We start from the raw sequence: 21,160 nt of genomic DNA, 5'->3' as shown, positions 1-21,160 counted from the left end.
TAGTTCGACACCTGAACTGGTGGTTGAACGGGGGGAGTAGGGTCCGAAGGGCTGGGCCGGTATTTCACCGACGAAACCGCGCGCCCAAACGTAAGGTGCTACCTGTGGAGCAACGAAGCCTCGGAGTCCTCTCGCGCTCGCGCAAGGCCGACGAACGCCGGCTGCCGATCCACCCACGTCACCTGGACCGGATCGCGCCGGACGTGCGCGCGCGCCTGTTCCTCGAGCGCGGGTACGGGGAGAGCTTCGGGGTACCGGACGAGCAGCTGGTGCCGCTGGTCGCGGGGCTGCTCCCGCGGGCGGAGCTCATCGCGCGGTGCGACGTCGTCGTGCTCGCGAAGCCCCTGCTGAGCGACATCGCCGAGCTCCGCGACGGGCAGACCCTGTGGGGCTGGCCGCACTGCGTGCAGGACACGGCGCTCACCCAGCTCGCGATCGACAAGCGGCTCACCCTGATCGCCTTCGAGGCCATGAACTACTGGACGGACGACGGCTCGTTCAACCTGCACGTGTTCCACAAGAACAACGAGCTCGCCGGCTACTGCTCCGTGCTGCACGCGCTCGCGGCCATCGGATCGACGGGGGACTACGGGCGCCGGCTGCGCGCGGTCGTGATCGGGTTCGGCGCGACCGCCCGCGGCGCGGTGACCGCGCTGAACGCCCATGGCGTGCACGACGTCGACGTGCTCACCCATCGCGGCGTGACCGCGGTGGGCGCGCCGATCCACTCGGCCCGGATCGTGCACTTCGAGCGGGACGACGTGCGGCCTGAGCGTGGTCGCGCCTTCACCGACGCGGGGCTCGTCCCGGTGTCCCAGTTCCTCGCGGAGCACGACATCGTCGTCAACTGCGTGCTGCAGGACACGGATGCACCGCTGATCTTCCTCGACACCGGGGACCTGGACGCGTTCGCGCCGGGCAGCCTGATCATCGACGTCTCCTGCGACGACGGGATGGGCTTCAGCTGGGCGCACGCCACGACGTTCGAGCAGCCGACGGTCGACCTCGGCCGGGACCTGCACTACTACGCGGTGGATCACAGCCCGTCCTACCTGTGGGACTCCGCCAGCTGGGAGATCAGCGAGGCGCTGCTCCCGTACCTCGGCTCGGCCCTCGCCGGCCCCGCGGTGTGGGACGACGACGAGACGATGCGGCGTGCGGTGGAGATCCGCGCCGGGGTGATCCAGAACCCGCACATCCTGTCGTTCCAGCACCGCGGACCGGCGTACCCGCACGCGGCCGGCTAGCGCGCCCGCTCGACGGTCTCGTCCGTGGCGGGAGTGGCGGGAGTGGCGGGAGTGGCGGGAGTGCCGGTCGGGCCGCCAATGCCGGCCGTGCTGGTCGTTGCGGGAGTGCCGTCGATGCCGTACCTGCCCCGCGTGGTGCCCAGCTTGTCGAGCACGTTCGCGACGTGGCCGCGCACCGCCGCGCCGCTCAGCGTGAGCCGCGCCGCGATCTCGCGATCGGTCCGACCGTCGGCGATCAGCCGCAGGACCCGCCGCTCGTCGGGGGTCAGGGTCATCCCGCGCAGCGTGCCGCGACCGCTGCGGAGCTGAGCCTGCGCCTGGGCGACGGTGTCGGGATCGATCACGGCCCGGCCCGCGGCCACCGCGCGGATGCGCGCCACGAGGTCGAGATTGCGGATGTCCTTGAGCACGTAGCCCGCGGCGCCGGCCAGGACCGCGGCGAGGACGGCGTCGTCGTCGTCGTACGACGTGAGGATCAGGGCCCGGATCCCCGGATCGAGCGACCGGACCTGCCGGCACACCTCGATCCCCGAACCGTCCGGGAGCTGCGCGTCCAGGATCGCGACGTCGGGCCGGTGGGCGGGGATCAGGGCGACCGCCTCGGCCGCGGTGCCGGCCTCCCCGGCCAGCTCGAGCCCCTCGGCCCGCTCGATGAGTTGCTTCAACCCCGTGCGCACGACCTCCTGGTCATCGAGGATGAAGACCCGAACGGTGCTCATCGCTTGATGGTGGCTCCGAAATGGCCCACCCAGGCAGAGTCGAAGGTCACCACTGGCCGGCCCTGCGGACCCTATGCTCGGAGGAATGGAGCCCGGTCAGCCCCGGTCGACGCCCCCCGAGTCGCTCGGTGATGCGCGGTTGCGCGCCCTCATGGAGGCCATCGTCTCGGTCTCCTCGGAGCTCGACCTCGCGATCGTGCTGGAACGGCTGGTCACCGCCGCGTGCCAGCTGACCGGTGCGCGCTACGGCGCGATCGGGGTCCTCGGGGAGAACGGGGCCCTGCGCGAGTTCGTCAGCCGCGGCATCGACCCCCCGACCCGGCAGGCGATCGGTGCGCTGCCCCGCGGCCACGGGCTCCTCGGTCACCTCGTGGACGTCCCGCACGCTTTGCGCCTGCACGACCTGGCGACGCACCCGGCCGCCGTCGGCTTCCCGCCGCACCACCCGAGGATGCGCTCGTTCCTCGGGCTGCCCGTGCGAGCCTCGGGCGAGGTCTACGCCAACCTCTACCTCACCGACAAGCAAGGGGCCGACGGCGTCGTGCTCGACTTCACGCCCGGCGACGAGGAGACCGTCATCGCGCTCGCCGCTGCCGCCGGGGTCGCCGTCGACCACGCGCGCACCTACCGGCTCGCGCGGCAGCACGAGCGCTGGTTGGAGGCGGCCGCAGCCAGCACCGCGGCGCTCACCGGCGAGCTCCCCCTCGACCGGGCGGTGGAGGCCGTCGTCGCCTGGGCCAGGGACATCACCGGGGCGACGATCGGCGCGCTGTACACGCACGCCGCCGACCTGCCGGAGGACGGCCCCGGCGTGGCGCTGCGCGGAGCGGAGCCGGTGCTGGCGATCGGTGACGGCGCGGCGCTCGACCGGCCGGGACCGACCTGGCTGCTCGCCGTCCCCCTGCGCAGCGGTGACCGATGGATCGGCGCCCTGCTGCTCGGGTGGCCGTACGACGGGGCGGCCACGAGCCCGCTGGTCGAGCTCGCGATGGTGGCGGGCTTCGCGGAGAAGCTCGCGCTGGCGCTCGACGTGGCCGCCGCGCAGGCCGACCGTGCGCGCCTGGCGGTGCTGGAGGAGCGGGAGCGGATCGCCCGGGACCTGCACGACATGGTGATCCAGCGCCTGTTCGCCATCGGGCTGTCGGTGCAGGCCATCGCGCAGGACGACGTGCGGGCCGACGTCGCCCGGCGGCTGGACGTCGCCGTCGACGAGCTCGACGAGACCATCAAGGACATCCGTTCGGCGATCTTCCGGCTCGGGAGGTCGAGCTCGGACGGCCTCGGGTTCCGCCACCAGATCGACGCCGAGGTCGTCCAGGCGCGCGTCCCGCTCGGCTTCCTGCCCCGGCTGCGCACCGACGGCGTCACGGCGGTCGTCCCGCGCGACCTCGGCGAAGACGCCGTGGCGGTTGTGCGCGAGGCGCTCGCCAACACGGCGCGGCACGCTCATGCCACCTCGGCGATCGTGCGGATCAGCGTCGGCGACGAGCTCGTCGTGGAGATCCAGGACGACGGCATCGGTCTGCCGAGCGAGGTGGTCCGGCGCAGCGGGCTGGCCAACATGGAGGCCCGGGCCGTGCGGTCCGGGGGCTCGCTCCGCCTCGAGGCTGCCCCTCGTGGTGGGACCGTTCTCACCTGGCGGGTGCCGCTCGGTGGTCCGACGCCCCAGTGAGCGCGTGCCGGTGCGAGCCGGCATTGCTAGGACTTTCGTCCCTCTTGCACCCTTTAAGAGACCGCCGTTTACTGGGCAAATGACTGCAATCACCGCGACCAAGCGCCGTCCCGGGTCGGTCCGGTTCGAGACCGGGACACCGACGGCGCTCGGGCGTTTGCGGCCGCGTCGGGTCCGGGCCCGCAAGGTGGTCGTGGCCGTCCTGGACGGGGGAGCCGACGACGCGGAAGTGGTCGACGTCGCCCTGGGGTCCTGCCTTGCCCGCCGGCGAGACCTGCGCCTGGTGCACCTGTACGGCGCCCTCGACGAGGCACCGACGCCGCTCTTCGAGGCCTTCGCGCGGGAGTACCTGCGTGGCGCGATGACGGTCGCGCGGCTCGTGCCGACCGTGGACGCGACAGCGGTCAGCATCCCGTGGGCGACGAGCGACCTCCTGCGGCCGGAGCTGGCGCACGCCGAGATCCTGGTCGCGTCGATGGGACGGTCCGCCGAGGTCGTCGACGCGGGCAGGCCCGTGCGGTCCGGTGCGCTGCGGTGCCACATCATCACCGTCTCGGGCACGCGGTCCCAGTCCGGCGAGCTGCGGTTCGCCTACCGGCTCGCCCTGCAGGGTGAGCTGGAGCGCTCGGGCGGCCGCGCCGACGGTGCCACGACCCCCGAGGCGCTCGACGACGCCTGGCACGTGGGGATCGCGTGCCCCGAGCTCAGTGCGGACGCGATCAACGCGTGGGTCGCCTGCTCGGCCTGGCCGCCGCGGACCGTCTCGAACCTCGCCCGGCAGCGCTGACCTTCCCGGCAGCGCTGACTTTCCCGGCAGCGCTGACCTCGCCGGGCGGCGCCGCCCTCGCCCGGCAGCGCTGACCTTCCCCGACGACGCCGCCCTCGCCCGGCAGCGCTGCATCCTCGGCCGGAATGCTCGCCTTCACGCCCGGCCGAGGGCACGAAGGTCTGCCCAGGCGGCCTCTTCGAGGTCGGCGATCGAACGCAGCAGCCGTGGGATCTCGGAGAGGGGCCCGGCGGGATCCGTCGACCGGTGCGCCGTGCGGAACAGGTCGGCCACCTCCTGCCACCGGTCGCCCGCCACGCGGAACTCGGCGGCGAGCGCGGGCAGTGCGGGGTCGCCCGTGATCGCTGCCGCCTCGTCGAGGAACTGGGCGTACATGGTGCGGAACAGGCCACCACCGGTCCCGCCGATCGCGTCGATCATGAGGTAGCTGTTGAAGCAGGCGTCCGGCAGAAGCTCGACACCCAGCAGGGACGGCCACCGGGGCAGCATCGCGGCGGTCTTGCGGATGCCACGGATGCCGAGGTTGCTGATCGGTGGTTCCAGCATGGCCTTGGCGCCCTCGCTGATCGCCTCCCAGACCTCGTCGGGCCGCGGCGCCCGTTGGTGGGTGAAGTCGAACGTCCACGACGCATGCTTCGGCGGGAACGGCTGGAATCGCGAACCACGGGCGGCGGCCAAGGACTCCAGCGAGACGGGATGCAGCGTGGTGTCGCGGTCGCACACCAGCACCGTGCGCCCCGGCTCGTCATACCCGACCACCGCGACCACGTGTCCGCCGAAGTGGTACTCGACGGGGAAGTCGAAGTAGGGCAGCAGGCCCATGTCCACCTGCAGCATCGCCGGCGTGCCGACCGACAGGTCCGCGACCAGCGCGGACTGCGCCGTGCGGGCACTGGATGTGGCGTGTCGGGTGACGACTACTCCGGTGCGCCGCCCGGCCAGTGGCTCGAGGCCTTCCTCCTTCGGGCGTCCAGTGTTGGCCCTGCCGCCGAGAAAGGGCAGCTGGCCCGTGCGCTGCCAGTAGATGAAGCCGACGCCGGCCCCGAGCCCGAGCAGCAGCTCCTCACTCATGTCACGCCCCATGAGCTGGTACATGTGGCGCATCGAACCCGTCACGCAATGGTGGGTCCGAAACGAGCGAAAGCCGGCGAACGGCTCCACCGACGGGGAGAGGCGGGAGCTGGCGACCCCGTGTGCAGGATGGTCGGACTGATCGGTCATGGACCCAGCATCCGACCTCCCGCAGGGAGAGGTACAACCCCGGTCTGTCGGCCCACCGACGGGTCTGCCGCGCACCTACTCTTGGCAGATGCGCGGCATGCTCCCGATCGGGGACTTCTCTCGGGTCAGCCGACTGTCGGTGCGCACCTTGCGGCGGTACCACGACCAGGGACTGCTGGTACCGGCCGTCGTCGACGCCACGACGAACCGCCGCTACTACAGCGCCACGCAGGCTGCGGACGCGCACGCGATCAGGACGCTCCGGGCTCTCGACGTGCCGCTGGAGCAGGTCCGGGCCATCGTCGGCGACGGCGACCCGGCTGCGGTGCGCGCCAGGCTCGTCGAGCACCGGGGTCGGCTCACCGACGAGCTGGCCCGTCGGCAGGAGGTGCTGATCGAGCTCGACGCTCTCCTGGACGATCTCGGCCCGCTCACCGGACGGACGCTGTCGATCGAGGACAAGCCCGAGATGATCCTCATCTCGACCCGCGTCCGGTGTGCGCTGCCTGAGCTCCCGGCCGCCTCCGGGGCGGCCTTCACTCTCCTTCGCCAGCACGTGAGCAGGAATGGCGGCGCGCTCGCTGCTCCGGCCATGACGATCTACCACGGCGAGGGCTTCGATCCCGACCACGTCGACGCCGAGCTCGCGCTGCCGGTTCGAGCCTGGCTCCCGGTCGACCGGTCCCGCGCGGTCACCGCCCGCCTCCTGCCGCCGGTGCGGGCCGTGACGACGTTGCACCAGGGGCGGTACGACCGGATCGGCACGGCGTACCGGGCGATCGGGCAGTGGGTCGAGGACCACCACCTCAGGCTCGGGGACGACCCGCGTGAGGCCTACCTGGTCGGACCCGACCGCGCGGACCCGGACGGCTGGAGGACGGAGGTCGCGTGGCCCCTCGGCTGACTAGCCGATCCCGCTCGCCGGCCACCAGCCCGCGGGCCACCAGCCCGCCCGCCGGGCGTCCAGGGCAAGCCCGGCGAGGCCCCCGGCGAACGCGCCGAAGACGGCCTGAAGCACGTTCGTCCCGATGAACGGGATCTGCACCACCAGCTCGAGCGCGAGGGTGCCGCTGGCGACGAGCACGGCGGGCGGGGCCAGCGGCGCGCGGCGCCAGGCCAGCCACCCGGCCGCGGAGGCGGGGACGGCCACCGTCGCGAAGAGCCACACCCCGGGCAGCACCCAGGTGGACCGCCCGAGCGGTTCGAGATCGGAGACCGGCGGGGTCACGGTGCCCGTGAGCAGCTGGACCGTCCCGGCGAGCCCGCCGAGCGCCACGAGCGCCTCGGCGCCGACCAGGATCGCCCGGTGCCGACAGACCTGGTCGGGGGGTCCGGGTCGAGCCGCCGCGACGAGCAGGTCGAGTCGAGCGGCCGATCCGGTCACGGTGCTTCCCCGCGGAAATGGCGCAGCGGCCAGCTCGCCTTTGTGCGCTGACCCTCGACCACGACGGCGGCCACCGCGACACCTCCCGGGCAAGTTCACGGTCCAGACAGCTCAACGCTAGGGCGACCGCTGCGGGGGATCCAGGGACCTTGTGCCGTGTGACGCTGGGCCGTGCGTGAGGCTGGGTGCACGCCGGTCGCGCCACGGCGGGCGACCTGGGAACGTGGTGGTGGACACAGCAATCGAGGGGGAACCGAGCCATGAAGATCCTTGTCGCGGCCGCCAGCAAGCACGGCTCGACCGCGGAGATCGCCGCCGCCATCGCACGCAATCTCACCCAGGCGGGGCACGACGTCGACGTGCGACCGCCGGAGCAGGTGGCCGACCTCGAGGGGGTCGACGTGGTCGTGCTCGGCAGCGCGGTGTATGCCGGGCACTGGCTCAAGGAGGCCCGCGACTTCACCGCGCGACTCGCCCCCGAGCTCGCCGTCCGCCCGGTGTGGCTGTTCTCGTCCGGTCCGATCGGCGACCCGCTCACCCCCGCGGAGGACGCGATCGACGCGGCGCACGCGCTCGAGGTGACGGGGGCCCGCGACCACCGGACCTTCGCCGGTCGGATCGACAAGGAGAAGCTCTCGTTCGGCGAGCGGGCCCTCGTGCGCGCCCTGCGTGCTGCGGTCGGCGACTTCCGGGACTGGGACGAGATCGCGGCCTGGTCCCGGAGCATCGAGATCAACCTCGCGGCCACCGAGTCGTGAGATCTGGCCCACCGGAGATCGTCTTTACCGGAGGTGCCGTCCGCTCGCCCAGGGACCTAGGTCCTGCGTAGCCCCGACTCTCGAGGAGTTCGCTGGAAGAGGCGAAGGGGCCGGTGATCGGCATGTTCCAGGTACGCATCCATGGGCGGGGCGGACAGGGCGTGGTCACCGCTGCCGAGCTCCTCTCGGTCGCCGCCTTCCGTGCCGGCCGCCACGCGCAGGCCTTTCCCAGCTTCGGCTCGGAGCGCACCGGCGCCCCGGTCGTGTCCTTCTGCCGCATCGCGGACACGCCCATCCGGTCGCACGAACCGGTCGCCGCGCCCGACGCGCTGATCATCCAGGACGTGTCCCTGCTGGGCCGGGTCGATGTGCTCGACGGGCTGGTCCCGGGCGGCTTCCTGCTGCTGAACACGATGCGCAGCCCCGGTGAGCTGGGGCTCGGGACGGCGGCCGCCGCGCTGCCCGCCGGGCACCTCGTGACCGTGCCCGCGTCGGAGCTGGCCATGGAGCACGTCGGCCGGCCCGTGCCCAACGTCCCGCTGCTGGGTGCCTTCGCTGCCCTCACCGGCCTGATCTCGCTCGAGAGCGTGATCGCGGCTCTCGAGGAGCGCTTCGCCGGACCGCTGGCCCGGTCCAACACGGCGGCAGCCGAAGCCGCGTACCAGCTCGTCGTGAAGGAGACCGCGCATGCTGCAGCAGGTTGAGGGTTCGAAGGCCGTCGCGGTCGCCGTCGCCGCGAGCCGACCGCAGGTGATCTGCGCGTACCCGATCTCACCGCAGACGCACATCGTCGAAGAGCTCAGCCGGATGGTCAAGAGCGGTGAGCTCCGCGGGTGCGAGTACGTCAACATGGAATCGGAGTTCGCCGCGATGTCGGGTGTCATCGGGGCGAGCGCGGTCGGTGCGCGTTCGTACACCGCGACCGCGAGCCAGGGCCTGCTGTACATGGTCGAGGCGGTCTACAACGCCTCCGGGATGGGTCTGCCGATCGTCATGACCGTGGCGAACCGCGCCATCGGGGCACCGATCAACATCTGGAACGACCACGGCGACGCGATGTCGCAGCGCGACTCCGGCTGGATCCAGCTGTACGCGACCAGCAACCAGGAGGCCGCGGACATGCACGTCCAGGCGTTCAAGATCGCCGAGGAGCTGTCGGTCCCGGTGATGGTCTGCATGGACGGCTTCGTCCTGACCCACGCCACGGAGCGGGTCGACGTGCTCGAGCAGGACGCCGTCGACGCCTTCCTTCCTCCCTACTCGCCGCGTCAGCTGCTCGACCCGGACGACCCGGTGTCGATCGGTTCGATGGTCGGACCGGAGGCGTTCACCGAGGTGCGCTACCTCGCGCACATGCGCCAGCTCGAGGCGTTGGACGTCATCCCCCGGGTCGCGGCCGAGTTCGCCGCGCAGTTCGGCCGGGACTCGGGCGGGCTCCTCCGGAGCTACCGGACCGACGGCGCCGAGACGATCGTCATCGCGCTGGGGTCGGTGTTCGGCACCTTGCAGGACGTGATCGACGCGGAACGCGCCGACGGCGTCAGCGTCGGGCTGCTGGGTGTCACGTCCTTCCGGCCGTTCCCGTACGAGGCCACCCACGCTGCGGTCCAGGGGGCCCGCCGGGTCGTCGTGATCGAGCGGGCGCTCGCGGTGGGTGCCGGCGGCATCGTCGCCGGCGACGTCCGGATCGCGCTGACCGGCACGGAGATCAGCCAGCGCACCGTGATCGCAGGACTGGGTGGGCGTCCGATCACCACGACGTCGCTGCGGGAGATGCTCGGCCGGGCGGTGCGCGACGAGCTGCCCGCGCTGACCTTCCTCGACCTCGACACCGGCGTCGTCGACCGGGAGCTGCGACGGCTCCACCCGGTCGACCGGTTCGCCGACGTCCTGCCCCAGACCTAAGGAAGGTGCGGACATGAGCTCCACCGGTGTGAAGTTCTACCAGGTCGGCAGCTTCGCCGTCGGCAACCGGCTGCTCGACCCCGAGCTGCGCAGCGCGCAGTCCGAGCAGGGCCGGGCGAACTCGCTGACCTCGGGTCACCGCGCCTGTCAGGGCTGCGGCGAGGCCCTCGGCGCGCGGTACGTGCTCGACGCCGCGATGCGCGCCGCGCAGGGCCGGATGGTCACCGTGAACGCGACCGGTTGCCTCGAGGTCTTCTCGACCCCGTACCCCGAGACCTCCTGGCGCGTGGCGTGGCTGCACTCGCTGTTCGGCAACGCCCCGGCCGTGGCGACCGGCGTGGCGGCGGGGCTGCGAGCCACCGGCAAGGACGACGTGCGGGTGGTCGCGCAGGGCGGCGACGGCGCGACCGTGGACATCGGCTTCGCGTGCCTGTCGGGCATGTTCGAGCGCAACGACGACGTGCTCTACATCTGCTACGACAACGGCGGCTACATGAACACCGGCGTGCAGCGCTCCGGCGCCACCCCGCCCGCGGCGCGCACGACGACGACGCAGGCCGTCGGCGACGAGCCCGGCAACGTGTTCGGCCAGGGCAAGGACGTGCCGCGGATCGCGGTGGCGCACGAGATCCCGTACGTGGCCACGGCCACCGTCGCGGACCTGCGTGACCTCGAGGCCAAGGTCGACAAGGCGATGGGGATGCACGGCGCGCGCTACCTGCACGTGCTGGTCCCGTGCCCGCTCGGCTGGGGCTCGGCGTCGAAGGACACCGTGAAGATCGCGCGGCTGGCCACGGAGAGCGGGCACTTCCCGGTCTTCGAGGCCGAGCGCGGCGAGGTGACCTCGGTGCGCAAGATCCGCCACCAGGTCCCGGTCGAGGAGTACCTCACGCTGCAGGGGCGGTACAAGCACCTGTTCTCGCCGGTGCGGCGCGACGACGTGATCGACCGGCTGCAGGCGATGGCGGACCGCAACATCGCCCGGTACGGACTTGTGGAGGAGGTGCTCTGATGGAGAAGCCGTTCGCCATCACGCTCGACGTCGGCTCGAGCCTGGCCAACCACACGGGCGCCTGGCGGGTGGAGCGGCCGGTGTACGTGGACCTCACCCCGCCGTGCGCGCACGCGTGCCCGGCGATGGAGGACCCGCAGAAGTGGCTCTACGCCGCGGAGGACGGTTCGTACGAGCAGGCCTGGCGCACGCTCGTGGAGGCCAACCCGTTCCCCGCGATCATGGGGCGCGTCTGCTACCACCCGTGCGAGACGGCCTGCAACCGCAGCTTCCTCGACGAGGCGGTCGGGATCAACGCGGTCGAGCGGTTCCTGGGCGACCACGCCATCGAGCAGGGCTGGGCGTTGCCTGTGCCCGCGACGACGACCGGGCGGCGGGTGCTCGTGGTCGGCGCGGGGCCGACGGGTCTCTCGGCCGCCTATCAGCTGCGGCGTCTGGGCCATGAGGTCACCGTGCGGGACACGTCGCCGCTGCCCGGCGGGATGATGCGGTACGGCATCCCGGCCTACCGCCTGCCACGCGACGTCCTCGACGCGGAGATCGCCCGGATCGTGGCCACCGGCGTGCGGCTCGAGCTGAGCACCCGGGTCGACGACATGACCGCGGCCCTCGCCGAGGGCTTCGACGCCGTGTTCGTCGCGGTCGGCGCCCAGATCGGCAAGCGGGCGTACGTGCCGGCGGCGGAGGCGGCCCGGATCGTCGACGCCGTCTCGCTCCTGCACGACGTCGCGCAGGGCGACCCGCCGCTGCTCGGCCGGCGCGTGGTGGTCTACGGGGGAGGGAACACCGCGGTCGACGCCGCGCGCACCGCGAAGCGGCTCGGCGCGAGCGAGTCGGTGATCGTCTACCGGCGCACGCGTGACCGGATGCCCGCGCACGACTCCGAGATGGCCGAGGCGATCGAGGAGGGTGTCGTGGTGAAGTGGCTGTCGACGGTCGCGCACGCCGATGCCGGGCACCTGCGGGTCGAGCGCATGGAGCTCGACGAGACCGGCTTCCCGCAGCCGACCGGCGAGTTCGAGGACCTCGAGGCGGACTCCCTCGTGCTGGCCCTGGGGCAGGAGACCGACCTGTCGCTGCTCGACGGCGTCTCGGACCTGACGCTCACGAACGGTTCCGTCGAGGTGGACTCGTCGTTCATGACGGGGCACCCGGGCATCTTCGCCGGCGGGGACGCCGTGCCTGCCCAGCGGACCGTCACGGTCGGCGTCGGGCACGGGGCCAAGGCGGCCCGGGCGATCGACGCCTGGCTGCGCGCCACGGCGCTGGTCGAGCCCGACGAGGCCCCGCTGGCCGAGTACGCCGCGCTCAACACCTGGTACTACGCCGACGCTCCGCACGCGGTCCGCCCACGGCTTGAGGCGGCCCGGCGCACGACCGGTTTCGAGGAGGTCGTCCAGGGGCTCGACGCCGAGACGGCGGCCTACGAGGCGCGTCGCTGCATGTCGTGCGGCAACTGCTTCGAGTGCGACAACTGCTACGGCGTGTGCCCCGACAACGCGGTGATCAAGCTCGGGACGGGGAAGCGGTTCGAGATCGACTACGACTACTGCAAGGGCTGCGGGATCTGCGCGGCGGAGTGCCCGTCCGGCTCGATCCTCATGGTGCCCGAGACGCGCTAGGTTGCGGGACAGCCCGGGCGGTGCTGCGCGGGGTCGCCGGGCCGGGGACCTGGGACGACCACGGGCTGGGGGTGCCCGGAGCGTCGGCGCCCACCCCTCGGAGCGCGCCGACCGGGAGCGCGCCGACCGGTCGGGGGGCGAGGTTCTCCGCGGCCAGGGCGAGCAGGGCCGCGACCGGCATGGGGCGCGCCAGCAGAAAGCCCTGGATCGTGTCGCAGCCCGCCTCGACGACGGCGGCGTTCTCGTCCTCGGACTCGACCCCCTCGACGGTGACGCTCATGTCGAGCTGGTGCGCGAGGTCGACGAGCGCGTGCAGCAGCTGCCGGGTACGCGCCGAGGTGGTCACGTTGCGCAGGAACGAGCGGTCGACCTTGACGATGTCGACCGGGAGCTGCAGGAGGTGGCTCAGGGACGAGTAGCCGGTGCCGAAGTCGTCGAGCGCGACATGCATCCCGGCGGCTCGTGCTCGGGACAGCATCGTGACCGCCGCCTCGGGGTCGTCGAGCACGGCGGACTCGGTGAGCTCGAGGACGAGGGCGTCGGCCTCGAGGCCGGTCTCGGCCAGGACCGTGAGCACGTGCTCGATGAAGTCGGTCTCCTGCAGCTGGCACGCCGTCACGTTGACGTTCACGCGCAGCGGCAGCCCGGTGATCGCACGGACGCGGACGACCTCGCGGGCGGCGGTGGCAAGCACCCAGCGGCCGATCGGCAGGATCAGACGCGTCTGCTCGGCGATCGGGATGAACGTCGCGGGGGAGATCAAGCCGTCCAGGGAGTGCCAGCGCAGGAGAGCCTCGACCGCGACCCACTGCCGGCTCTGGGCGTCGACGATCGGCTGGAAGTAGACCTCGAGCTCGTTGCGCTCGAGCGCGTGCGACAGCTTCTCGGCCGCCGCGCTGCGTTCGGCCGCGGCCTGGGTGCGCGCCTCGTCGAGCACGACGAGCCGACCGGCGCCCTGCAGCTTCGCCTGATGGACCATCGAGTCGGCGTGCCGGAGCACCTCGTGCCCGTGCACCGTCGCGAGCAACCCCATCGCCACCCCGATCCCGGCACTGAGCTGCAGGTTGTGCTTCTCGGTGCCCGCGGCCGCCACCTGGCGGCGAACCTCGGTGACGAGGCGTTCCACCGCCGGGCCGTCGAGTGCCGTCGCGCCCAGCAGGGCGAACACGTCGCCGCCGAGGTGGAAGGCGGAGAAGTCGGCCAGCAACGCGAGCCGGTGGCCCAGGTCGCGCAGCAGGCCGTTGCCGTCGTCCTCGCCGATCCGCTCGTTGACCACGCGGAACCCGTCGAGGTCGAGCACGACGACGGTCGCCCCGGAGCACCGGACGTCGAGCACCTCGAGGTCGCATTCAAGGCTCAGCCGGTTCGGCAGGCCGGTGAGGCGGTCGTGGTAGGCGAGGTGCTCGAGCGCGGCGGCATGGCGGGTGCGGTCGGTGACGTCGTGCGCGTTGGCGACGATCCCGCGGATCGCGGGGTCGTCCAGGAGGTTGGTCAGCTGCACGACGAAGTGGTGGTCGGGCGGCGCGAGGTCCGGGGCGACGACGCCGGCTGCGCCGGGTTGGTCCGGTTGCGACTGGTCCACCTGCGACGGGTCCGGCTGCGACGGGTCCAGCCGCGACGGGTCCAGCCGCGACGGGTCCAGCTGCGACGGGTCCAGCTGCGGCGACACCGGCAACGGCGGGTCGAGCAGCAACGGCAGATCGAGCTGGATGCTCCGACCCGGCTCCGTCAGGCACTGCTGGACCGCCTGGGCGACGAACACGGCGGCGCTCGGGTGCACGAGATCGAGGAGGGACGTGGTGCTCGACCCCCGCCGGGACTCGCGGAGCAGGAGCCCCGCGGACGGGCTCGCGTAGGTGACCTGGAGGTCGCCGTCGAGCATGAGCGTGAGGTCGCGGCTCTCCTGCACGAGCGCGCGGAACAGTCGTTCACTGCGCCCGAGAGCGTCCTGGGCGAGCGTGCGTTCGGCCGCCTCCCGGGCGAGCAGGTCGTAGGCCTGGTCGAAGTCGCGGCGCACGCTCGCGCGGAGCGACCAGGCCAGGCCGGCGCCCAACGCGAGCGAGACCAGCGCGAACCCGAAGATCACCACCTGCCGGCCGCGGCCCGCCCCGAGCTGGTCGGAGAGGTCACCGTAGAAGGCGTTCTCGTACTCCCCGTACAGGCCACGCAGCGCGCTCTGGGCCAGCGTCGCGTCCTGCTTCATCGCCGGGAGCGCCGCCAGGACGGCCTCGCGATCGGGCGGGTCGTCGGTCGAGGTGAGCTGGTCGAGCCGGTCACTGAGCGCGACCTGGGCCTGCACGGCCTGGCGGATCCGGGGGGCGTTCTTGGAGGTCAGGACCTGCGACTCGAGCACCTTGAGCTGCTGACCGAGGAACGCGACCTGCGCCTGGACGGTGCCGATCGTCGTGCCGTCGTCGTCCGCCTGGTCGTCCGCCAGGTCCTCCTCGAGCGCGTCGAGGGCGATGACCGTCAGCAACGTGTCGCGCTGCGCGTCGGCGAGGACCCCGGTGACGTTCTGCGCGATGCCGAAGCTCTCCACCGTCGAGCTGAGGCCCGAGTAGTCCCACAGGACGAGTGCAGGGGTCGCGGACCCGATGAGGACCAGACCGACACCGAACAACGCCTGCAGGGGTGACACGTGCTGGTGTCGGAACCAGCCGCCCCGCTTGATCGTCGACGGCTTGATCGTCGATGGCGCGGTGGTCGAGGGTGCACTGGGCGATGGGGCAGTGGTCGAGGGTGCACTGGGCGATGGCTCGGCGGTCATGGGATCGAGAGGATCTTCAGGCTCCAGATCCAGAGGGACTCGTCATGTGCCTGGGGGTGGTCGTCGGTGAGCACGACGCGGGTCGGTCCACCTTCGTCGAGCGGGATCAGCTCGCCGTCGGCCCGGGTGGCGAGGATCGCCTCGGGGTCGTCCGCGATCGAGACCGGGAGGTAGACCTCGTACTCGTTGAGGGCGACGGTGTGCAGCTGGGTGGCGGACGCGGGGATCTCGAGGAACGCGAACAGATCCCGCAGGGGTACGCCCTGGAACGTCACCCGGGTGTCGAGGAAGGGCTCGTACAGCTCGGCGGAGACCGTGTGCAGTGCCTCGAGCTGCGGGATGCTCAGCTGGACGAGAGTGCCGTCGGCCCGCTCCACGGTGAGGGCGACGTCGGCCGCGGTGGGAGGTTCGAGGTTCGACAGCGTCGCCAGGGTGGCTTCGTGCACGACGACGACGGGGCTCGCCTGCGCGGTGCTGCTGCAGGCGGCGAGGATTCCGAGGATCCCGATCGCGGTGGTGGCCGCGGCTGTGCGGTTCCGGCGGCGGGCGTCCATGGTGACCTTCCGTCAAGTGTGCGACTGTCGGCTAAAGCATCGACACCTCGGCACTCGTTGTAAGGCTTCGCCGGCGTTCCTACTCGGGCCCGGCCGCGTCACCACGCCCCGGCCGGGTGGCGTGGTGCACGACGCGCTCGCAGATCTCGTGGGTCACGAGGGCGTCCGTCGGGTCCAGACGGCGACCGTCGCGGGCGGCGGCGAGGAAGGTCTCGACCATCGACTCGAAGCCGCGGAGCCGGCCCACGGGCGCCCAGCCGTCGCGGCGGGTGAGGCGCGCGGAGCCGACCAGGTCCTCGACGTCGGCGAGGTCCGTGACCCGTCGCCGGCGGCCGTCGCCGATGACGTCCAGGACCTCGTCGGTCAGCCCGGCCGTCCAGCTCATGACGCCGACGGCGAGCCGGTCGTCGATCCCGGTGAACTGGACCGCGAGACGGCGGCAGCGGCCGTCGTCGGCCACGGACGTGGTGATCACGAGATCGGCGAGGGTGGACGGGACCAGGAACCGCAGAGTGTCGATCACATGGATGAAGTCGTCGAAGACCATGTCGCGGGCGACGCCCGGAGCCGAGGCGCGGTGCTTGGTGAGGGTGACGACGTCGGCGTCCGACCAGTCCGCGAGGGCCCGATAGGCGGGCGCGTATCGGCGGTTGAACCCGACCATCAGCGAGCCGTCGAGCTCGGCGGCGAGCGAGACCAGGTCGCGGGCGTCCTCGTACCGGGTGGCCAACGGCTTGTCGACGAGGACGGGCACGCCCGCACGGAGCAGCAACGAGGCGATCTCGGGGTGCGTGGGCGACGGGGTGTGCACGAGCGCGGCGTCCAGACCGGCGGCGATCGCGTCGTCGACCGACCCGAACCGGTCCGGGATCCGGTGGGCGTCCCCGATCGCGGCGAGCGTGCGGGGGTCCCGCGTGACCAGCACGGGCGTGACCCCCGGCAACGACGCCAGGACCGGCAGGTAGGCCTTCTGCGCGATCGATCCCAGACCGATGATGCCCACCCGCATGACTCGCTCCTTCGTGCACCGTGGCGCGCCGTCGAGGTCGCCGGGGCTCGGCCAGGCTAGCCGCCGAGACTAGGCTCCCTGGCATGGTCTGGCTCGAAGTCATCGGTTGGTTGGGTTCGGCCCTCGTGGTCGCCTCCCTCGCCCAAGCACGTGTCCTGCGTTTCCGGGTGCTGAACCTGGTCGGAGCCGTGCTCGCGACCGGGTACAACGCGGCGCTGAGCATCTGGCCGTTCGTGGCGATGAACGGCGTGATCGCGATCATCGACGTGTACTGGCTCATCCGGCTGCAGCGTGAGCGGCACGACGAGGCGACGTACGAGGTCGTCGAGGTCGAGCCGACCGATGCGTATCTGGCGCACGTGCTCGGGGTGAACCTCGCCGACATCCGCACCTTCCAGCCGGGATTCGCGTGGGAGCAGGGCGTGCCCGGTCGGTTGGCCTTCCTTGTGCTGCGGGGCGACGAGATGGTCGGGGTCGTCGTCGTGCGCGACGCCGGGGACGGCGTCGGGCAGGTCGAGCTCGACTACGTGACCAAACGGTTCCGCGACTTCACCCCGGGCGAGTTCGTCTACCGCCGCAGCGGCGTGTTCGCGCAGGCGGGCTTCCGGCGCCTCGTGGCACCGTCCGACATCGCCGACCCGCAGGACTACTACGCGCGCGTCGGGTTCCGGGCCGAGGACGGGCGTTGGGTCCGCGACGTGGCAGCGCCCGAGCCGACCGGCGCGCCCGGAGTCGCCGCACTCTGAGCCGTCGCGCTCTGAGGCGCCGCGCTCTGAGTCGAGGTCAGCGCACCGACGCTGGTCGCTGCTCTGAGAGGTGCCGGTGCGCCGCGTGCGGGTCAGCTCACCGACACGTCGACCGAGTGCCAGCCGCTCGCGCCGTCGGGGGCGGGTGCAGCCGTCTGGCTCGTCTGGACCTCATCGGTCCCGTCCGTCGCCCGCACCGTGAGGGTGTGATCCCCGGCCGTCGCGTCCCACGCGTAGGACCACTGCCGCCAGGTGTCGACCGAGGCTTCGGTGGCCAGGGTGGCGGGCGCCCAGTCGCCGTCGTCCACCCGGACCTCGACCCGGGTGATCCCGCGGTGCTGCGCCCACGCGGTGCCCCCGACCGCGACACGTCCGGCGGAGACCGAGGCGCCGGGCCGGGGCACCTCGATCCGGGACGCGGTCTTGATCGGACCCTCGGCTGACCAACCGCGGTCGGTCCAGTACGCCCGCCGGTCGGCGAAGCGGGTCACCTCGAGGTCGACCACCCATTTGGTCGCCGAGACGTAGCCGTACAGGCCGGGCACCATCATGCGGACCGGGAAGCCGTGCTCGATGGGCAGCGGCTCGCCGTTCATGCCGATCGCGAGCAGGGAGTCGCGGTCGTCGGTGAGCGCGCCCAGCGGCGTGGAGGCGGTGAACCCGTCAGAGCTGGTCGAGAGCACCATGTCGGCATCGGCCGTCGGTCGGGCGCGGGCGAGCACCTCGCGCACCGGGAGGCCCAGCCACTTCGCATTGCCGGCGAGGGTCCCGCCGACCTCGTTCGAGACGCAGGTGAGCGTGACCCAGGACTCGACGAGCTCGGCGTCGAGCAGGTCCTGGAACGACAGGACGACCTCCTCCTCGACCAGGCCGTGCACTCGGAGCGACCAGCTCTCGACATCCACCTGGGGGACAAGGAGGGCGGTGTCGATCCGGTAGAAGTCGTCGTTCGGAGTGACGAACGACGTGACGCCGACGACGTCCACCTCCACCCCGGGTGCCAGCGCGGCAGCGGGTCGGGCCGCGCCCGGGAGTCGGATCGCGGCGCGGGCGGCCTGAACCGTCCGGGTGGCCTGGCTGAGGAGCTGACCGCCGACCGCAGCCAGGGCGGCGATCGCCGTCGTGACCACCGCGGCGGTCAGGAACGAGCGGCGGTCGAAGCCACCGGGGGTGGTGGTCGATGCGGCGGAGGTGTCCGACGCGGCGGAGGAGTCCGACGCGGCGGTGGATCTCGACGACGGCGCCGGTTCGGGGATGCGCGCGAGGAGCGCCCGGAGCGCGTACAGCCCGGCAGCGGCGCCGGCGATGCTCGGCAACGGTGCGAGCGTGCCGGCGCCGGGCCGCAGTGCGGCAGCGGCGGCGCCCACCCCGGCGAGGAGCACGACCAGCGCGGCCCCGAGCCACCATCGGCGGCGTCCGAGCACGCCCGCGAGGGCCGCGAGGGCCGTGATCACGAGGCCCATGCCGATCAGCAGCACGAGCTTGTCGGCCGTGCCGAACGTCGCGACGGCGAAGTCCTTGAGCCACGGAGGCGTCGCATCGATGAAGGCCCCGCCGACGGCGACCAACGGTGATGCGTCGGGGGAGACGAGAGCCGACATCAGCTGTGCGACGCCGAGGGTCGTCGCCGCCGCGAGGATTCCGGCCACTGCCGCGAGCACCGTGGGGGTGGCCGAGACCTCTGGCGAGAGTGCTGGAGGTCGGGGATCGTCGGCGCCGGGCGTCGCGCTCGGCTCCCGAGGTAAGGGTGCACTCATGTCGATGAGTATCAGTCATCCTGCGGGGTAAGTCCCGTTCTGACCCACGGTGACCGGTCCTGGGATCTCCCTGGTTCACCGTGCTGGGGCTGGTTCACCGTGCTGGGGCGAGAGCGCAGAAGTGCAGATCGGCTCTCGCGTCAGAACGGTGGTGGTGGTCCGAGGTCGTGGCGCGGTGGTCCGGAGGCGGGCGGTTCGGAGGCGGGTGGTTCGGATCCTGGCGGGCTGCCGCCGGGTGCGCCGGGTGCGCCGGATGTCGCGGCGCGGGTGGGGCTTGCGGCGGGGGTGGGGGGTCGGGCGTAGCGGTGTTGGGTGGGTGCGGTCCAGTGGGTGGTGCCGGTGGTGGGGTCGCGGTAGACGTCCCAGTTGGTGTGGGTCTTGAGGCGGTGGTGGTGGCGGCACAGGGTGTGCAGGTTCTCGCACCGGGTCTGGGGTGGATGGCTGGGGTGACCGGTGAGGTGGTCGCTGCCGGGGTGGAGGGTGTGGTCGTAGGGGGTGAGGTGGTCGAGGTCGCAGCGGTAGGCGGGGGTGCGGCAGCCGGGGAAGGTGCAGGTGGTGTCGCGGGTCGCGATGGTGCGGGTCAGGTCGGCGCCGGGGCGGTAGGTGCAGGTCCCCACGGCGAGGGTGTCGCCGGTGGTGGGGTCGGTCAGGATCCGCCGCCAGGTGGCGTCGGTGGCGATCTGGCGGGCCAGGTGGGCGGGGATGGGGCCGTAGCCGGCGAGCTCGGCGGGGGTGTTGTCCAGGCCGAGCAGGGTGGTGGCCGCGACGGTGACGTTCAGGTGCGGGCGGCGCCGGTGGGTGGTGGCCAGGTGGGTGCCGGTCAGGGTCAGGCCGGTGTCCAGGACGGTGCGTAGGACGTCGGTGAGGGCGTCGGCGCGGCGGGCGTCGATGCCTCGGTCGTCGCCGGGGGCGCCGGGCGCGTCCGCGCCACCTGACCCGGTCCCGCCGGTGCTGCTGGTGCTGGTGGGGCGGGGGGCGGTGGTGGTGGCCAGGGCGGTGAGGGCGTCGTAGATGGTGGTGGCGTCGGGGGCGGGCAGGTAGGCGGTGAGCCAGGCCATGGCGTCGTTGGCGGGGGTCAGGGTGACGCGGCGACCGGCGGCGGCGCGGGTGTGGCGGTCGGTGGTGGCCGCGGGGTTGGTGGTGAGCTCGGTGCGGCGTAGGCGGTTGCGCAGGGCGGGGGGTGTGAGGTCGCCGGCGTCGGGCAGGACGGCGCTTTGCAGGGCGCGGGCGTGGTCGCGGGGCAGGTGGGCGGTGTCTTCGGTGAGGATGATCGCTTTGCGGGTGTCGATGGTGCCGGTGGTCAGGGCGGTGTGGACCTCGGGGGCGGCGGTGAGGGCTTGGGCGAGGGTGACCTTGGCTTCGGCGACGGTGCGGGTCATGGCCAGGCGGGCGGCGATCTCGTCGCCGGTGAACTCCAGGGTGCGGCTGGTGGTGCGGCGGGCGGCGAGCTCGGCGATGGCGTCGCCTTGGCGGGCCGCGGCCCAGGAGCTGGTGCGTTCCCAGGCGGCGATGATCTCGATCAGGGCGGTGTCGGACACGTGGGCGGGGTCGAGGTCGTCGAGCAGGGTGGTCAGGTCGATGCCGGGGGTGTGGGCGTCCAGGATGCCCGCGATCCCGCCCGGGGCCCAGTCCGGGGCCCCCGAGGCCGGTGGGCGTCGTCGTCTGGCGCCGGACAGGGTGCCGGGGGTGCGGGGTGTGGCGGGCGGGGTGTGGGTGGTCGCGGACGGGCGCACCAGCAGCTCGGCGATCATGGCCGCGAACACCAGGTCCACGCTCGCCGCGACCGTCACCGGCGTCGCTCCCAGCGGCTCGACCGACGATGCGGCGGGCTCGGGCGCGTCGGGTCCGGGTCGCGGCGCGGGTGTCACGACACCCGCCGTGACCTCGCCCGCTCCCTGGCCTGAACCCGCGCTCTCGAACATGTGTACTGTGTCGCTTAGCGTGGATATGGCACGCTCAAGATTGTCCGCTCAGGACCACAAAGACGGAGTTGCGGCAGC

Annotated in this window: 18 protein-coding genes; 10 read left to right on the top strand and 8 right to left on the bottom strand. The window is 72.4% G+C overall.

The window, feature by feature from the left end; genetic code table 11:
- Positions 1-104 precede the first annotated feature (104 nt).
- Positions 105-1,247 (top strand): N(5)-(carboxyethyl)ornithine synthase, encoded by a 1,143-nt coding sequence (locus EUA98_RS00090; RefSeq protein WP_130100630.1) that lies wholly within the window; start codon positions 105-107, stop codon positions 1,245-1,247.
- Here EUA98_RS00090 and EUA98_RS00085 read toward each other — a convergent pair.
- Positions 1,244-1,966 carry a response regulator gene (locus EUA98_RS00085; protein WP_130100629.1) on the bottom strand — a complete coding sequence of 241 codons (723 nt, stop codon included), beginning with the start codon at positions 1,964-1,966 and terminating at the stop codon, positions 1,244-1,246. The two genes, EUA98_RS00090 and EUA98_RS00085, sit on opposite strands and share 4 nt — an antisense overlap.
- A gap of 85 nt (positions 1,967-2,051) precedes the next feature.
- Between EUA98_RS00085 and EUA98_RS00080 the strand changes: the two genes are divergently transcribed.
- Positions 2,052-3,638 (top strand): GAF domain-containing sensor histidine kinase, encoded by a 1,587-nt coding sequence (locus tag EUA98_RS00080; RefSeq protein WP_165372658.1) that lies wholly within the window; start codon positions 2,052-2,054, stop codon positions 3,636-3,638.
- 79 nt (positions 3,639-3,717) lie between these two features.
- On the top strand, positions 3,718-4,425 hold the full coding sequence (locus EUA98_RS19630; protein ID WP_165372657.1) for a hypothetical protein: 708 nt from the start codon (positions 3,718-3,720) through the stop codon (positions 4,423-4,425).
- A 135-nt stretch (positions 4,426-4,560) separates the two neighbouring features.
- Here the strand turns inward: EUA98_RS19630 and EUA98_RS00070 are convergent, their stop codons facing one another.
- The gene (locus EUA98_RS00070) at positions 4,561-5,541 is read right to left on the bottom strand and encodes a BtrH N-terminal domain-containing protein (protein ID WP_165372656.1); all 981 of its coding nucleotides are present in this window, start codon (positions 5,539-5,541) and stop codon (positions 4,561-4,563) included.
- A 193-nt stretch (positions 5,542-5,734) separates the two neighbouring features.
- On the opposite strand from EUA98_RS00070, the gene EUA98_RS00065 reads away from it, so the two are divergent.
- The gene (locus EUA98_RS00065) at positions 5,735-6,550 is read left to right on the top strand and encodes a MerR family transcriptional regulator (RefSeq protein ID WP_165372655.1); all 816 of its coding nucleotides are present in this window, start codon (positions 5,735-5,737) and stop codon (positions 6,548-6,550) included.
- On the opposite strand, the gene EUA98_RS00060 is transcribed toward EUA98_RS00065, so the two are convergent.
- Positions 6,551-7,030, bottom strand: coding sequence for a hypothetical protein (locus tag EUA98_RS00060; RefSeq protein WP_130100625.1), 480 nt, complete (start codon positions 7,028-7,030; stop codon positions 6,551-6,553).
- Between the two features lie 260 nt (positions 7,031-7,290).
- Between EUA98_RS00060 and EUA98_RS00055 the strand changes: the two genes are divergently transcribed.
- The 5 genes from EUA98_RS00055 to EUA98_RS00035 all read left to right on the top strand — a co-directional run bounded on the left by EUA98_RS00055 (position 7,291) and on the right by EUA98_RS00035 (position 12,327).
- Positions 7,291-7,788, top strand: a complete 498-nt coding sequence (locus tag EUA98_RS00055) for a flavodoxin domain-containing protein (RefSeq protein WP_130100624.1) — start codon at positions 7,291-7,293, stop codon at positions 7,786-7,788.
- 122 nt (positions 7,789-7,910) lie between these two features.
- The gene (locus EUA98_RS00050; RefSeq protein WP_130100623.1) at positions 7,911-8,492 is read left to right on the top strand and encodes a 2-oxoacid:acceptor oxidoreductase family protein; all 582 of its coding nucleotides are present in this window, start codon (positions 7,911-7,913) and stop codon (positions 8,490-8,492) included.
- Positions 8,476-9,693, top strand: a complete 1,218-nt coding sequence (locus tag EUA98_RS00045) for a pyruvate ferredoxin oxidoreductase (protein ID WP_130100622.1) — start codon at positions 8,476-8,478, stop codon at positions 9,691-9,693. The genes EUA98_RS00050 and EUA98_RS00045 overlap by 17 nt, the downstream gene beginning before the upstream one ends.
- A gap of 13 nt (positions 9,694-9,706) precedes the next feature.
- Positions 9,707-10,705, top strand: a complete 999-nt coding sequence (locus EUA98_RS00040) for a thiamine pyrophosphate-dependent enzyme (RefSeq protein ID WP_130100621.1) — start codon at positions 9,707-9,709, stop codon at positions 10,703-10,705.
- Complete coding sequence (locus EUA98_RS00035; RefSeq protein ID WP_207218910.1) at positions 10,705-12,327, top strand: NAD(P)-binding protein; 1,623 nt, start codon at positions 10,705-10,707, stop codon at positions 12,325-12,327. Before EUA98_RS00040 ends, EUA98_RS00035 begins: the two co-directional genes overlap by 1 nt.
- On the opposite strand, the gene EUA98_RS00030 is transcribed toward EUA98_RS00035, so the two are convergent.
- From EUA98_RS00030 to EUA98_RS00020, 3 genes are all read right to left on the bottom strand, one after another.
- Complete coding sequence (locus EUA98_RS00030; RefSeq protein ID WP_130100620.1) at positions 12,305-14,965, bottom strand: putative bifunctional diguanylate cyclase/phosphodiesterase; 2,661 nt, start codon at positions 14,963-14,965, stop codon at positions 12,305-12,307. The genes EUA98_RS00035 and EUA98_RS00030 overlap by 23 nt on opposite strands.
- Positions 14,966-15,090: 125 nt before the next feature.
- Positions 15,091-15,648, bottom strand: a complete 558-nt coding sequence (locus tag EUA98_RS00025; RefSeq protein WP_130100619.1) for a molybdopterin-dependent oxidoreductase — start codon at positions 15,646-15,648, stop codon at positions 15,091-15,093.
- A gap of 79 nt (positions 15,649-15,727) precedes the next feature.
- Positions 15,728-16,657 (bottom strand): Gfo/Idh/MocA family protein, encoded by a 930-nt coding sequence (locus EUA98_RS00020; RefSeq protein ID WP_130100618.1) that lies wholly within the window; start codon positions 16,655-16,657, stop codon positions 15,728-15,730.
- A gap of 83 nt (positions 16,658-16,740) precedes the next feature.
- Here EUA98_RS00020 and EUA98_RS00015 point away from each other — a divergent pair, with 83 nt between their 5' ends.
- Positions 16,741-17,403 (top strand): hypothetical protein, encoded by a 663-nt coding sequence (locus EUA98_RS00015; RefSeq protein WP_130100617.1) that lies wholly within the window; start codon positions 16,741-16,743, stop codon positions 17,401-17,403.
- A gap of 92 nt (positions 17,404-17,495) precedes the next feature.
- Here EUA98_RS00015 and EUA98_RS00010 read toward each other — a convergent pair whose 3' ends face one another.
- Together EUA98_RS00010 and EUA98_RS20415 are read right to left on the bottom strand one after the other, a co-directional pair.
- Positions 17,496-19,160: a molybdopterin-dependent oxidoreductase gene (locus tag EUA98_RS00010; protein ID WP_130100616.1), complete on the bottom strand. Its 1,665-nt coding sequence runs from the start codon at positions 19,158-19,160 to the stop codon at positions 17,496-17,498.
- Between the two features lie 140 nt (positions 19,161-19,300).
- Positions 19,301-21,082, bottom strand: coding sequence for an HNH endonuclease signature motif containing protein (locus EUA98_RS20415; RefSeq protein WP_130100615.1), 1,782 nt, complete (start codon positions 21,080-21,082; stop codon positions 19,301-19,303).
- Positions 21,083-21,160 lie beyond the last annotated feature (78 nt).

Source organism: Pengzhenrongella frigida (assembly GCF_004168625.1).
Classification (GTDB): Bacteria; Actinomycetota; Actinomycetes; order Actinomycetales; family Cellulomonadaceae; genus Pengzhenrongella; species Pengzhenrongella frigida.
The sequence above is the reverse complement of the archived record's forward strand: the minus strand, read 5'-3'. Positions and strand labels throughout refer to the sequence as shown.

Excerpts from the sequence above, each read along its gene's own strand:
- EUA98_RS00085 (WP_130100629.1), bottom strand. The coding sequence starts at position 1,966 with ATGAGCACCGTTCGGGTCTTCATCCTCGATGACCAGGAGGTCGTGCGC.
- EUA98_RS00080 (WP_165372658.1), top strand. The coding sequence starts at position 2,052 with ATGGAGCCCGGTCAGCCCCGGTCGACGCCCCCCGAGTCGCTCGGTGAT.
- EUA98_RS19630 (WP_165372657.1), top strand. The coding sequence starts at position 3,718 with ATGACTGCAATCACCGCGACCAAGCGCCGTCCCGGGTCGGTCCGGTTC.
- EUA98_RS00065 (WP_165372655.1), top strand. The coding sequence starts at position 5,735 with ATGCGCGGCATGCTCCCGATCGGGGACTTCTCTCGGGTCAGCCGACTG.
- EUA98_RS00055 (WP_130100624.1), top strand. The coding sequence starts at position 7,291 with ATGAAGATCCTTGTCGCGGCCGCCAGCAAGCACGGCTCGACCGCGGAG.
- EUA98_RS00050 (WP_130100623.1), top strand. The coding sequence starts at position 7,911 with ATGTTCCAGGTACGCATCCATGGGCGGGGCGGACAGGGCGTGGTCACC.
- EUA98_RS00045 (WP_130100622.1), top strand. The coding sequence starts at position 8,476 with ATGCTGCAGCAGGTTGAGGGTTCGAAGGCCGTCGCGGTCGCCGTCGCC.
- EUA98_RS00040 (WP_130100621.1), top strand. The coding sequence starts at position 9,707 with ATGAGCTCCACCGGTGTGAAGTTCTACCAGGTCGGCAGCTTCGCCGTC.
- EUA98_RS00035 (WP_207218910.1), top strand. The coding sequence starts at position 10,705 with ATGGAGAAGCCGTTCGCCATCACGCTCGACGTCGGCTCGAGCCTGGCC.
- EUA98_RS00025 (WP_130100619.1), bottom strand. The coding sequence starts at position 15,648 with ATGGACGCCCGCCGCCGGAACCGCACAGCCGCGGCCACCACCGCGATC.
- EUA98_RS00020 (WP_130100618.1), bottom strand. The coding sequence starts at position 16,657 with ATGCGGGTGGGCATCATCGGTCTGGGATCGATCGCGCAGAAGGCCTAC.
- EUA98_RS00015 (WP_130100617.1), top strand. The coding sequence starts at position 16,741 with ATGGTCTGGCTCGAAGTCATCGGTTGGTTGGGTTCGGCCCTCGTGGTC.
- EUA98_RS00010 (WP_130100616.1), bottom strand. The coding sequence starts at position 19,160 with ATGAGTGCACCCTTACCTCGGGAGCCGAGCGCGACGCCCGGCGCCGAC.
- EUA98_RS20415 (WP_130100615.1), bottom strand. The coding sequence starts at position 21,082 with ATGTTCGAGAGCGCGGGTTCAGGCCAGGGAGCGGGCGAGGTCACGGCG.